We start from the raw sequence: 12,698 nt of genomic DNA on the forward strand, positions 1-12,698 counted from the left end.
GGGCGACAACGTGTCGGTTGACGTCGAGCTGATCGTGCCGATCGCCATGGAAGAAGGCCTGCGCTTCGCTATCCGCGAAGGTGGCCGCACCGTCGGTGCAGGCGTCGTCGCTTCCATCATCGAGTAAGATGGGTTCGAATGCCGGGCAGGCGATCTGCCCGGCATTCACTTGTCCGGACACCTTGCCAAGGCAGGGCGGAAGGACTATCAGGAGCAGGGCCAGTCGGGACGTGTTTCGGGCCGGTCGTTCTTGAAGGGGTGTAGCTCAGTTGGTAGAGCGACGGTCTCCAAAACCGTAGGTCGGGGGTTCGAGACCCTCCGCCCCTGCCATTTTTGCTCTTGATCATCGGCTCCTGAGGGCTTAAATAGTTTCTCGGGTGAGGCGCGCGAAGCATTTTCGCGCGCCCACTCGCATTTAACAGACCGGAATCGGAATGGCGAAGACCAATCCCTTTACATTTGTTCAGCAAGTGCGCTCCGAAGTATCCAAGGTAACGTGGCCGACACGGCGCGAGACCGGGGTTACGACCGTGATGGTGTTCGTCATGGTAGCGATCGCGTCGATTTTTTTCCTCGTGGCCGATCAGTTGATGGGCTGGGGAGTGAGCCTGCTTCTGGGCCTGGGCGGTTAAAGGCCCGCTTGTTGAGCGGCGGAACAGTTTAGAAGAAAAAGAACGGATCTGAGGGTCATGGCCAAGCGCTGGTACATTGTGCACGCCTATTCGAATTTCGAGAAGAAGGTGGCGGACGCCATCCGCGAAAAGGCCGAGCAGCAGGGGCTGTCCGATCTGTTCGAGGAAATCCTTGTTCCGATGGAAAAGGTCGTTGAAGTGCGCCGTGGCCGCAAGGTCGATACCGAGCGCAAGTTCTTCCCCGGCTACGTGCTGGTGAAGATGGAAATGACCAATGATGCGTATCACCTGATCAAGAATACGCCGAAGGTGACCGGGTTCCTGGGCTCCGACCAGAAGCCGATGCCGATCCCGGAACGGGAAGCCATGCAGATCCTGCACCAGGTGCAGGAAGGCGTGGACCGGCCGAAGCCGTCGGTCAGCTTCGAGGTCGGTGAACAGGTTCGCGTTTCCGACGGGCCGTTTGCGTCCTTCTCCGGACTGGTGGAAGAGGTCGACGACGAGCGCGCCCGCCTGAAGGTCGCGGTGTCCATCTTCGGCCGGGCAACGCCCGTGGAACTGGAATTCGGTCAGGTCGACAAGATCTGATCGTGTTGCGCCGCTTCGGCGGCGTGTAAGTGGTCCCGGCAGGTCCTTATGGGTCGGCCGGGGAAAGTAGTAGGTCGGTGGCAGGTTCGAGCGCTCTTCGCCGGGTGCTTATAAGGGCCGGACCACCAACTCCCCAGGAGTTCGGGGATCAACCGTCGAACTCCGGTGATTGGAGAGAGAAATGGCGAAGAAAATTGAAGGTTACCTGAAGCTGCAGGTGCCGGCAGGGTCCGCGACGCCGTCGCCCCCCATCGGTCCGGCACTCGGTCAGCGCGGTCTGAACATCATGGAATTCTGCAAGGCGTTCAACGCGCAGACCCAGGATGTCGAAAAGGGCGCTCCGTGCCCGACCGTCATTACGTACTTTACCGACAAGTCCTTCACGTTCGAAGTGAAGACGGCTCCGGTCAGCTTCTTCCTGAAGAAGGCCGCCAAGCTGCAGAAGGGATCCCAGACCCCGGGCCGCGGCATCGTCGGTTCCGTCAGCAAGGCCCAGGTGCGCGAGATCGCCGAAGCCAAGATGAAGGATCTGAATGCCAACGACGTCGAAGCAGCGATGATGATGGTCGAAGGTTCCGCCCGTTCCATGGGCCTTGAGGTTAAGGGATAAGGTCATGGCGAAGGTAGGAAAACGAGTTCGCGCTGCCCGCGAAGGTATCGACCGCAACAAGACCTATGCTCTCGGCGAAGCGCTCGGCATGGTCAAGGAACGTGGCACCGCCAAGTTCGACGAAACCGTGGAAGTTGCCATCAACCTGGGCGTCGATCCGCGTCATGCCGACCAGATGGTCCGCGGCGTGTGCATTCTGCCGAACGGCACCGGCAAGACCGTCAAGGTCGCCGTGTTTGCCCGTGGCGACAAGGCTGAAGAAGCCAAGGCCGCCGGCGCCGACATCGTCGGTGCCGAGGAGCTGGTCCAGGAAGTCCAGTCCGGCAAGATCGAGTTCGACCGCTGCATTGCGACGCCGGACATGATGCCGCAAGTCGGCCGTCTCGGCAAGGTGCTCGGCCCGCGCGGCCTGATGCCGAACCCGAAAGTCGGCACCGTGACCCCGGACGTGGCGGCTGCCGTCAACGATGCCAAGGGCGGTGCTGTCCAGTTCCGCGTCGAAAAGGCGGGTATCGTCCACGCCGGCGTCGGCAAGACCTCCTTCACGCAGGAAGCGCTGGAACAGAACGTCAAGGCATTCCTGGACGCCGTCCAGAAGGCCAAGCCGAGCGGCTCCAAGGGATCGTATCTGAAGCGCATTGCCGTGTCCTCCACCATGGGCCCGGGCATCAAGATCGATCTGGCGAGCATCGTCGAGTGATTTTTCGCGCCGGTCGAGGCCGGCGCTGCAACAGAATTCCAGCCGGTCGACCGGCTGGATAGATCCGGCGGATAGCCGGGTCGCCCTGTCCGAGACTGCAGGTGCCGGGAAACCGGTTTAAGCCACACGGGCCTGCATAGATGGGTGAGAACCGAATTCCCGTAAAACGGGCAGAAGGTTCGAACCAGGCCTTGCCGCTTGCGTTTCGCATGTGTCGAGGGGACAGGACCCTTGAGCGTCGTTTGCAGACGGTCCCGGGTTCGGGGCCTAGGCAGGCGGCAAAGGCAAACCGGCGGCGGCAACGCCGCCAAATGGAGAAGGCAAGTGGAAAGAGCGGAAAAGCACGAGTTCGTGACTACCCTCAACAGCGAGCTGGGTGATACCGGCGTTGTGGTTGTCGCGCACTATGCAGGCCTTTCGGTTGCGCAGATGACGGCCCTTCGGGCATCGGTGCGTGCAGCCGGCGGTTCTGTGAAAGTCGCAAAAAACCGCCTTGTGAAACTTGCCCTTCAAGGCACGGAACTGGAGCATATCTCCGACCTGTTTTCCGGCCCGACCCTGATCGCCTATTCGGAAGATCCGGTCGCAGCCCCGAAAGCAGTCGTGGATTTTGCCAAGGCCCACGAACAATTCGTGATCCTCGGCGGTGCTCTCGGCTCCACCAACCTGAACCCGGAAGGGGTCAAGTCTCTGGCTACCATGCCGTCGCTCGACGAGCTGCGTGCAAAGCTGGTTGGCATGATCCAGACCCCGGCGACCCGTATCGCCCAGGTTGTCAACGCTCCGGCCGGGCAGCTTGCCCGCGTCTTCGGCGCGTACGCCAAGAAGGACGAGGCCGCATAAGGCGACCCAAACAAACACTGTCTGTAACCAATACTGGTTCGAACTTTAAGGTAGAAATAAAATGGCTGATCTTGAAAAGCTCGTAGATGAACTGTCCTCGCTGACCGTTATGGAAGCTGCTGAACTGTCGAAGCTTCTGGAAGAAAAGTGGGGCGTTTCCGCTGCTGCTCCGGTCGCAGTGGCTGCTGCTGCTGCCGGTGGTGGCGAAGGCGCTGCTGCTGCAGAAGAAAAGACCGAGTTCGACGTCGTTCTGGCGTCTGCCGGCGACAAGAAGATCAACGTGATCAAGGAAGTCCGCGCAATCACCGGTCTTGGCCTGAAGGAAGCAAAGGAACTCGTCGAGTCCGCTCCGAAGCCGGTCAAGGAAGGCGTTTCCAAGGACGAAGCCGAAGAGCTGAAGAAGAAGCTGGAAGAAGCCGGCGCTTCTGTCGAGCTGAAGTAATCGGGCTTAACGCCCACCTGCGGTCCCGGAGCACTCCGGGACCGTTTTCTGGCCCCGGCGGGAGTTTCCCGTGTCCGGGGCAAAAGTCCCAATAGGGGGACGGTTTTCCGAAGCGCCCGGGCTCAGGCCCGATTGGAAAAGGGGCGTTTCGGCCAGCCGTTACCCGGCCGATACGAGGAGCGACAATGACCCAAACGTTCAACGGTCGCAAAAAGGTCCGGAAATTCTTCGGATCCATCCGCGATGTTGCGGAAATGCCCAACCTCATCGAGGTTCAAAAGGCATCATACGACCAGTTCCTGCAAGTTGACGAGCTGCCCGGCGGCGGCCGGATCAACGACGGTCTGGAGGCGGTCTTCCAGTCCGTTTTCCCGATTTCGGATTTTGCGGGTACCTCTTTGCTGGAATTCGTGTCCTACGAGTTCGAAACGCCGAAATACGACGTGGACGAGTGCCGTCAGCGCGGCATGACGTTTGCCGCTCCGCTGAAGGTCACCCTGCGTCTGATCGTGTTCGACGTCGACGAGGACACCGGTGCGAAATCCGTCAAGGACATCAAGGAACAGGATGTCTACATGGGCGACATGCCGTTCATGACGGACAACGGCACCTTCATCGTCAACGGCACCGAGCGCGTCATCGTTTCCCAGATGCACCGGTCTCCGGGCGTGTTCTTCGACCACGACAAGGGCAAGACCCATTCGTCCGGCAAGCTGCTGTTTGCCGCCCGCGTGATCCCCTATCGCGGGTCCTGGCTCGATATCGAGTTCGACGCCAAGGACATCGTCCATGCGCGTATCGACCGCCGGCGCAAGATCCCGGTCACGTCGCTGCTCATGGCGCTCGGCCTCGACGGCGAGGAAATCCTCAACACATTCTACAACCGGATCGACTACACCCGCACGGCCGAGAACACCTGGCGCATGCCGTTCGACGGCAACCGTCTGAAGGGCACCAAGGCCTCCTACGACCTGGTCGACGCCGACAGCGGCGACGTGGTCGTGGAAGCGGGCCGCAAGATCACCGCGCGCACCATCAAGCAGCTCTCCGAAAAGGGCGTGACCGCCCTGAAGGTGACCGACGAGGACCTGCACGGCCAGTATCTGGCCGAGGACATCGTCGATCCCTCCACCGGCGAGATCTTTGCGGAAGCAGGCGACGAGATCACCGGCAAGAGCCTGGAAGAGCTGGTCGAGCGCGGCTATACCGACCTGCCGATCCTCGACATCGACCATGTCAACACCGGCGCCTATATCCGCAACACCCTGGCCGTCGACAAGAACGAGTCCCGCGAGGACGCGCTGTTCGACATCTACCGGGTGATGCGTCCGGGCGAGCCGCCCACGATCGACACCGCCGAAGCCATGTTCCAGTCGCTGTTCTTCGACGACGAGCGCTACGACCTGTCTGCGGTCGGCCGCGTGAAGATGAACATGCGCCTCGATCTGGAATGCGAGGACACGGTTCGTGTCCTGCGCAAGGAAGACATCCTGTCCGTGATCAAGGTTCTTCTTGAACTGCGCGACGGCAAGGGCGAGATCGACGACATCGACAACCTCGGCAACCGCCGGGTGCGCTCGGTCGGCGAGCTGATGGAAAACCAGTACCGCGTCGGCCTGTTGCGCATGGAACGGGCGATCAAGGAGCGCATGAGCTCGGTCGAGATCGATACGGTCATGCCGCAGGATCTGATCAACGCCAAGCCGGCGGCTGCCGCCGTGCGCGAGTTCTTCGGTTCCTCGCAGCTGTCCCAGTTCATGGACCAGACCAACCCGCTGTCGGAAGTCACCCACAAGCGGCGCCTGTCGGCCCTCGGCCCGGGCGGTCTGACCCGCGAACGTGCGGGCTTCGAGGTGCGCGACGTGCACCCGACCCACTATGGCCGTATCTGCCCGATCGAAACGCCGGAAGGCCCGAACATCGGTCTGATCAACTCGCTCGCCACCTTTGCCCGCGTCAACAAGTACGGCTTCATCGAAAGCCCGTACCGCAAGGTGAAGGACGGCGTGGTGACCAATGAGGTCGTCTATCTGTCCGCCATGGAAGAGGCCAAGCACTACGTGGCCCAGTCCAACGCGGTCTATGACGACAAGGGTCACTTCACCGAAGAGCTGATCACCTGCCGTCACGCCGGCGAAAACATGATGGTGCCGTCCGAACGCGTCGATCTGATGGACGTGTCGCCGAAGCAGCTCGTATCCGTTGCCGCGGCTCTGATCCCGTTCCTGGAAAACGATGACGCCAACCGCGCCCTCATGGGCTCGAACATGCAGCGTCAGGCCGTGCCGCTGGTCCGCGCCGAGGCGCCGTTCGTCGGCACCGGCATGGAAGCGGTCGTGGCACGCGACTCCGGGGCCGCCATCGGCGCCCGCCGCGCAGGTATTGTCGATCAGGTCGATGCGACCCGTATCGTCATCCGCGCGACGGAAGATATCGAGGCGGGCAAGTCCGGCGTCGACATCTACCGGCTGATGAAGTTCCAGCGGTCCAACCAGAACACCTGCATCAACCAGCGTCCGCTGGTGCGTGTCGGTGACGTGGTCCACAAGGGCGACATCATTGCAGACGGTCCGTCCACGGATCTCGGCGATCTGGCGCTCGGCCGGAACGTGCTGGTCGCGTTCATGCCCTGGAACGGCTACAACTTCGAGGATTCCATCCTCCTGTCCGAGCGTATCGTCTCCGACGACGTCTTCACCTCCATCCATCTTGAGGAATTCGAGGTGATGGCCCGTGACACGAAGCTCGGCCCGGAAGAAATCACCCGCGATATTCCGAACGTTTCGGAAGAGGCGCTGAAGAACCTCGATGAAGCCGGGATCGTCTATATCGGTGCGGAACTGCATCCGGGCGACATCCTCGTCGGCAAGATCACGCCGAAGGGCGAAAGCCCGATGACGCCGGAAGAAAAGCTCCTGCGCGCCATCTTCGGTGAAAAGGCATCCGACGTCCGCGATACCTCCCTGCGCCTGCCGCCGGGGGTTTCCGGCACGGTCGTGGAAGTGCGCGTCTTCAACCGCCACGGGGTGGAGAAGGACGAGCGCGCCATGGCGATCGAGCGCGAGGAAATCGAGCGTCTCGCCAAGGACCGGGACGACGAACAGGCGATCCTCGACCGCAACGTCTACGGCCGTCTGGCCGAGATGCTGCTCGGCAAGACCGCCGTCGGCGGTCCGAAGGGCTTCAAGAAGGATACCGTTCTGGACGGCGACGCCCTGAACGAGTTCCCGCGGTCGCAGTGGTGGCAGTTTGCCGTCGACGACGAGAAGTTCATGAGCGAAATCGAGGCTCTGCGCGGTCAGTATGACGACAGCCGCAAGCGTCTCGAGCAGCGCTTCATCGACAAGGTGGAGAAGCTGCAGCGCGGTGATGAACTGCCGCCGGGCGTCATGAAGATGGTCAAGGTCTTCGTCGCCGTGAAGCGCAAGATCCAGCCGGGCGACAAGATGGCCGGCCGTCACGGGAACAAGGGTGTGGTCTCCAAGATCAACCCGTGCGAGGACATGCCGTTCCTTGAGGACGGGACCCATGTCGACATCGTGCTGAACCCGCTCGGCGTGCCGTCGCGCATGAACGTCGGCCAGATTCTCGAAACGCACCTGGGCTGGGCCTGTTCCGGCATGGGCAAGCGGATCGGCGAACTCTACGACGAATACCGCAAGTCCGGCGAGATCGATCAGCTGCGTGGCAAGATCGTCGAGATCTACGGCGACAACCTGAAGGGCGACAACGTCAAGGAATACGATGACGATGGCATCGTGCGCCTGGCGGACCAGCTCAAGAAGGGTGTGTCCATCGCGACGCCGGTCTTCGACGGTGCGCGTGAGCCGGATGTGGTCGAGGCACTCAACATCGCCGGCCTGAAGCCGTCGGGTCAGTCGACCCTCTACGACGGCCGGACCGGTGAAGAGTTCGACCGCCAGGTGACCGTGGGCTACATCTACATGCTGAAGCTCCACCACCTGGTCGACGACAAGATCCACGCCCGTTCGATCGGCCCGTACTCGCTCGTTACCCAGCAGCCGCTGGGCGGCAAGGCGCAGTTCGGCGGCCAGCGCTTCGGGGAAATGGAGGTCTGGGCGCTTGAAGCCTACGGTGCAGCCTACACGCTGCAGGAAATGCTCACAGTCAAGTCGGATGACGTGGCCGGGCGTACGAAGGTCTACGAGGCCATCGTCCGCGGCGACGACACCTTCGAGGCGGGCATTCCCGAAAGCTTCAACGTGCTTGTTAAGGAAATGCGGTCTTTGGGTCTGAACGTTGAACTGCAGCGTACGGACCAGCCCATGATCACGGACGAACCGGCAGCAGATGCGGCCGAATAACCGGATGGGCATGAAAAAGACCGAATTTGGACTTGGAATGCCGGCAAAGGGGAGCGCCAAGGCGGATACGCTCCCCCGCCGTGCATCGAAGGAGATAGACCATGAATCATGAGGTCATGAACCTGTTCAATCAGCAGGCTCCGACACAGACCTTCGACAATATCCGGATCTCGCTTGCGAGCCCGGAGAAGATCATGTCCTGGTCTTTCGGCGAAATCAAAAAGCCGGAAACGATCAACTACCGTACGTTCAAGCCTGAACGGGACGGTCTGTTCTGCGCGCGTATCTTCGGCCCGATCAAGGACTACGAATGTCTTTGCGGCAAGTACAAGCGCATGAAGTACAAGGGCGTCATCTGCGAAAAGTGCGGCGTTGAAGTCACGCTTTCGAGGGTTCGCCGCGAGCGGATGGGCCATATCGAACTGGCTGCGCCGGTTGCGCATATCTGGTTCCTGAAGTCGCTGCCGTCGCGCATCGGCCTTCTGCTGGACATGACCCTTAAGGATCTGGAGCGGGTTCTCTACTTCGAGAACTACGTCGTTCTCGAGCCGGGCCTGACCCCGCTCAAGCAGCATCAGCTTCTGTCCGAAGAAGACTTCGTGGCTGCCCAGGACGAATACGGCGAGGACGCCTTCACCGCCATGATCGGCGCCGAAGCGATCCGCGAGATCCTGATGAGTCTCGATCTGGAGCGCGAAAGCGAAAAGCTGCGCGTGGAGATCGCCGAGGCAACGACGGAACTGAAGCCGAAGAAGCTCGCCAAGCGGCTGAAGGTGATCGAAGCCTTCATGGAATCCGGCAACCGTCCGGAATGGATGATCATGACCGTGATCCCGGTGATCCCGCCGGATCTGCGTCCGCTGGTTCCGCTTGACGGCGGCCGGTTCGCAACGTCGGACCTGAACGACCTGTACCGGCGCGTGATCAACCGGAACAACCGTCTGCGCCGCCTGATGGAACTGCGCGCTCCGGATATCATCATCCGGAACGAAAAGCGCATGCTGCAGGAATCCGTTGACGCCCTGTTCGACAACGGCCGTCGCGGCCGCGTCATCACCGGCGCCAACAAGCGTCCGCTGAAGTCGCTGTCCGACATGCTCAAGGGCAAGCAGGGCCGGTTCCGTCAGAACCTGCTCGGCAAGCGCGTCGACTATTCCGGCCGTTCGGTGATCACCGTGGGGCCGGAACTGAAGCTGCACCAGTGCGGTCTTCCGAAGAAGATGGCCCTGGAACTGTTCAAGCCGTTCATCTACTCCCGCCTTGACGCCAAGGGCTTCTCCTCCACGGTGAAGCAGGCCAAGAAGCTGGTGGAAAAGGAACGTCCGGAAGTCTGGGATATCCTGGACGAGGTGATCCGCGAGCACCCGGTTCTGCTGAACCGCGCGCCGACGTTGCACCGTCTCGGCATCCAGGCCTTCGAGCCGACCCTGATCGAAGGCAAGGCAATCCAGCTGCACCCGCTCGTCTGTTCGGCCTTCAACGCCGACTTCGACGGTGACCAGATGGCCGTTCACGTGCCGCTTTCGCTGGAAGCCCAGCTGGAAGCGCGTACGCTGATGATGTCGACCAACAACATCCTGCATCCGGCAAACGGCGGCCCGATCATCGTGCCGTCCCAGGACATCGTCCTTGGTCTCTATTATCTGTCGATCATGGCGGAGAAGGAGCCGGGCGAGGGCATGGCCTTCGGCGACATCGGTGAGATCCACCATGCGCTGGCGAACAAGGTCATCACGCTGCACACCAAGATCCGCGGCCGGTACAAGGGCGTCGATGCCGACGGCAACCCGACCAGCGAGATTTTTGAAACCACGCCTGGCCGTATGCTCATCGCAGAGCTTCTGCCGAAGCATCACGAGGTTCCCTTCGACACCTGCAACAAGCTGATGACGAAGAAGGAAATCTCCCGGATGATCGACACCGTCTACCGCGCCTGCGGTCAGAAGGAGACGGTCATCTTCTGCGACCGCATCATGCAGCTCGGGTTCACCAATGCCTGCCGCGCCGGGATTTCCTTCGGCATGGACGACATGCTGATCCCGGACACCAAGGCCAAGCTCGTTGCCGATACGTCTGCCATGGCGACCGAATACGAGCAGCAGTACAACGACGGTCTGATCACCCAGGGTGAGAAGTACAACAAGGTCGTGGATGCCTGGGCCAAGTGTACCGACCGCGTCGCCGACGAGATGATGAAGCGCATTTCCGCGGTTCAGATCGACGAGGAGACCGGACGTCAGAAGCCGATCAACTCGGTCTACATGATGTCGCACTCCGGTGCCCGTGGTTCACCCCAGCAGATGAAGCAGCTGGCCGGCATGCGCGGCCTGATGGCGAAGCCGTCCGGTGAGATCATCGAAAACCCGATCATCTCCAACTTCAAGGAAGGCCTGTCGGTTCTGGAGTACTTCAACTCCACCCACGGTGCCCGTAAGGGTCTGGCCGACACCGCCCTGAAGACGGCGAACTCGGGTTACCTGACCCGTCGTCTCGTCGACGTGGCGCAGGATTCGATCATCCTGGAACCGGATTGCGGTTCGGAACGCGGCATCACCGTCCAGGCGATCGTCGATGCCGGTAACGTCATCGCATCGCTCGGCATGCGCGTCCTCGGCCGGACCACGGCGGAAGACGTCTACAACCATGCCACCGGCGAAATCATCGTGCCGAAGGGCAAGCTGATCGACGAGAAGGACGTGGAAATCATCGAGGCGGCCAAGGTCCAGCAGATCAAGATCCGCTCGGTGCTGACCTGTGAAACCGAAACCGGCGTCTGCGCGACCTGCTACGGCCGCGACCTGGCGCGCGGGACCCCGGTCAACCTGGGCGAGGCGGTCGGCGTGATCGCGGCCCAGTCGATCGGTGAACCGGGAACGCAGCTCACCATGCGTACCTTCCACATCGGTGGTACGGCTCAGGTGGTGGACTCCTCGTTCATCGAATCCAACGTCGACGGTTCGATCAAGATCCGCAATCGCAACGTGGTGCGCGATTCCGAAGGCAATCTCATTGCCATGGTCCGCAACATGTCCATCGTGGTCGTCGACAGCGACGGCAACGAGCGTGCGGTTCACCGGGTCACCTACGGCTCCAAGCTGCATGTGGACGACGGCGATACCGTCAAGCGCGGCCAGCGGATCGCGGAATGGGATCCCTATACCCGTCCGATGCTTGCCGAAGTCGACGGTGTCGTGGACTTCGAAGACCTCATCGACGGGGCTTCGGTTCAGGAAACGGCCGACGAGGCGACCGGTATCACCAAGCGTGTCGTCATCGACTGGCGTTCGTCGCAGCGCGGTCAGGATCTCAAGCCCGCCATTATCGTCAAGAACGACAAGGGTGAGATCGAAAAGACCGCCCGCGGCAGCGATGCCCGTCTGATGCTGTCGGTAGATGCGATCCTGTCCGTCCAGCCGGGCGCCAAGGTCAAGGCCGGCGACGTTCTGGCCCGTATCCCGCTGGAAAGCGCCAAGACCAAGGACATCACCGGTGGTCTGCCGCGTGTGGCCGAACTGTTCGAGGCTCGCCGTCCGAAGGACCATGCGATCATCGCGGAAATCTCCGGGACGATCCGCTTCGGCCGAGACTACAAGAACAAGCGCCGCATCATCATCGATCCGGCCGAGGAGGGCGTGGAGCCCGTGGAATACCTCATCCCGAAGGGCAAGCACTTCCATCTCCAGGAAGGCGACGCCATCGAGAAGGGGGAATACATCCTCGACGGCAACCCGGCACCGCACGACATTCTGGCGGTCAAGGGCGTGGAAGCGCTCGCGGCCTATCTCGTCAACGAGATCCAGGAAGTCTACCGGCTGCAGGGTGTGACGATCAACGACAAGCACATCGAGGTGATCGTTCGCCAGATGCTGCAGAAGATCGAGATCACCGATGCAGGCGACACGGAGTTCTTCCCGGGCGAGCAGATCGACCGGATCGACTTCGAGGAAGCCAACGAAAAGGCGATCAACGAGGCGAAGCAGCCGGCCAAGGGCAACCCGGTACTCCTGGGTATCACCAAGGCCAGCCTGCAGACCCGTTCGTTCTTCTCCGCCGCCTCCTTCCAGGAGACCACCCGCGTCCTCACCGACGCCGCGGTCAACGGCAAGGTCGATCCGCTGGTCGGCCTGAAGGAGAACGTGATCGTCGGACGTCTGATCCCGGCCGGTACCGGCGGGGTCATGAAGCGCATCCGTCAGATTGCGACCCATCGCGACGACCTGATCCAGGAACAGCAGCGCAAGGAATCTTCCGAAAGTGCTGCCGAAGGCCTCCTGGAAGATCTGAGCGGCGCAGCCGAATAAGCCTGCCGCCGTGTCTGTCGGCAAGTTGAGGAAAGGCCGCCTTCGGGCGGCCTCAGACTGCTGACAAACCCGTCGTTTTCGGCGGGTTTGTTTTTTTGGCTTTGGTTTTGTGGCGCTTGTCCGCGTTTTTGCGTAAGCGCGAAGCTGCGGCCGTTCAGCTCTTGTAGTTCCAGGGCATGAGAGCGCCGATGTCGCTATTGGGCCAACCGTTGGCGATGCGCTCGAGGGTCTGTGTGAGCCAGGCGTGGGGATCAAGC

9 protein-coding genes, 1 tRNA gene and 1 pseudogene are annotated in these 12,698 nt (G+C 61.3%); 10 read left to right on the forward strand and 1 reads right to left on the reverse strand.

Annotation, left to right across the window (positions count from 1 at the left end; all coding sequences use genetic code 11):
• The 10 genes and pseudogenes from tuf to rpoC form a co-directional block, all read left to right on the forward strand.
• Nucleotides 1-127 (forward strand): annotated as a pseudogene (gene tuf / locus HK439_RS25665) (elongation factor Tu); the annotation flags it as partial.
• Nucleotides 128-254: 127 nt separating this feature from the next.
• Nucleotides 255-330: transfer RNA gene (locus HK439_RS25670), tRNA-Trp, on the forward strand.
• 104 nt (nt 331-434) lie between these two features.
• Nucleotides 435-632 carry a preprotein translocase subunit SecE gene (gene secE, locus HK439_RS25675; protein WP_190294351.1) on the forward strand — a complete coding sequence of 66 codons (198 nt, stop codon included), beginning with the start codon at nt 435-437 and terminating at the stop codon, nt 630-632.
• A 57-nt stretch (nt 633-689) separates the two neighbouring features.
• Nucleotides 690-1,220, forward strand: a complete 531-nt coding sequence (nusG, locus tag HK439_RS25680; RefSeq protein WP_190294352.1) for a transcription termination/antitermination protein NusG — start codon at nt 690-692, stop codon at nt 1,218-1,220.
• 181 nt (nt 1,221-1,401) lie between these two features.
• Nucleotides 1,402-1,830 (forward strand): 50S ribosomal protein L11, encoded by a 429-nt coding sequence (gene rplK, locus HK439_RS25685; RefSeq protein ID WP_190294353.1) that lies wholly within the window; start codon nt 1,402-1,404, stop codon nt 1,828-1,830.
• 4 nt (nt 1,831-1,834) lie between these two features.
• A complete protein-coding gene (gene rplA, locus HK439_RS25690) occupies nt 1,835-2,530 on the forward strand; it encodes a 50S ribosomal protein L1 (RefSeq protein WP_190294354.1) in 696 nt (231 codons plus the stop codon).
• Between the two features lie 324 nt (nt 2,531-2,854).
• Nucleotides 2,855-3,373, forward strand: coding sequence for a 50S ribosomal protein L10 (gene rplJ / locus HK439_RS25695; protein WP_190294355.1), 519 nt, complete (start codon nt 2,855-2,857; stop codon nt 3,371-3,373).
• A 61-nt stretch (nt 3,374-3,434) separates the two neighbouring features.
• Nucleotides 3,435-3,815 (forward strand): 50S ribosomal protein L7/L12, encoded by a 381-nt coding sequence (gene rplL, locus HK439_RS25700; protein ID WP_190294356.1) that lies wholly within the window; start codon nt 3,435-3,437, stop codon nt 3,813-3,815.
• Between the two features lie 185 nt (nt 3,816-4,000).
• Entirely contained in the window at nt 4,001-8,140 is a 4,140-nt protein-coding gene (gene rpoB / locus HK439_RS25705) for a DNA-directed RNA polymerase subunit beta (RefSeq protein WP_190294357.1), read from the forward strand.
• Between the two features lie 101 nt (nt 8,141-8,241).
• Nucleotides 8,242-12,441 carry a DNA-directed RNA polymerase subunit beta' gene (rpoC, locus tag HK439_RS25710; RefSeq protein ID WP_190294358.1) on the forward strand — a complete coding sequence of 1,400 codons (4,200 nt, stop codon included), beginning with the start codon at nt 8,242-8,244 and terminating at the stop codon, nt 12,439-12,441.
• Nucleotides 12,442-12,595: 154 nt separating this feature from the next.
• Here the strand turns inward: rpoC and HK439_RS25715 are convergent.
• Nucleotides 12,596-12,698: transposase domain-containing protein (locus HK439_RS25715; protein ID WP_190294281.1), on the reverse strand; the 103-nt coding region annotated here is incomplete at its 5' end.

The organism is Roseibium aggregatum (assembly GCF_014692675.1).
Lineage (GTDB): Bacteria > Pseudomonadota > Alphaproteobacteria > Rhizobiales > Stappiaceae > Roseibium > Roseibium aggregatum_C.

Excerpts from the sequence above, each read along its gene's own strand:
- secE (WP_190294351.1), top strand. The coding sequence starts at position 435 with ATGGCGAAGACCAATCCCTTTACATTTGTTCAGCAAGTGCGCTCCGAA.
- nusG (WP_190294352.1), top strand. The coding sequence starts at position 690 with ATGGCCAAGCGCTGGTACATTGTGCACGCCTATTCGAATTTCGAGAAG.
- rplK (WP_190294353.1), top strand. The coding sequence starts at position 1,402 with ATGGCGAAGAAAATTGAAGGTTACCTGAAGCTGCAGGTGCCGGCAGGG.
- rplA (WP_190294354.1), top strand. The coding sequence starts at position 1,835 with ATGGCGAAGGTAGGAAAACGAGTTCGCGCTGCCCGCGAAGGTATCGAC.
- rplL (WP_190294356.1), top strand. The coding sequence starts at position 3,435 with ATGGCTGATCTTGAAAAGCTCGTAGATGAACTGTCCTCGCTGACCGTT.
- rpoB (WP_190294357.1), top strand. The coding sequence starts at position 4,001 with ATGACCCAAACGTTCAACGGTCGCAAAAAGGTCCGGAAATTCTTCGGA.
- rpoC (WP_190294358.1), top strand. The coding sequence starts at position 8,242 with ATGAATCATGAGGTCATGAACCTGTTCAATCAGCAGGCTCCGACACAG.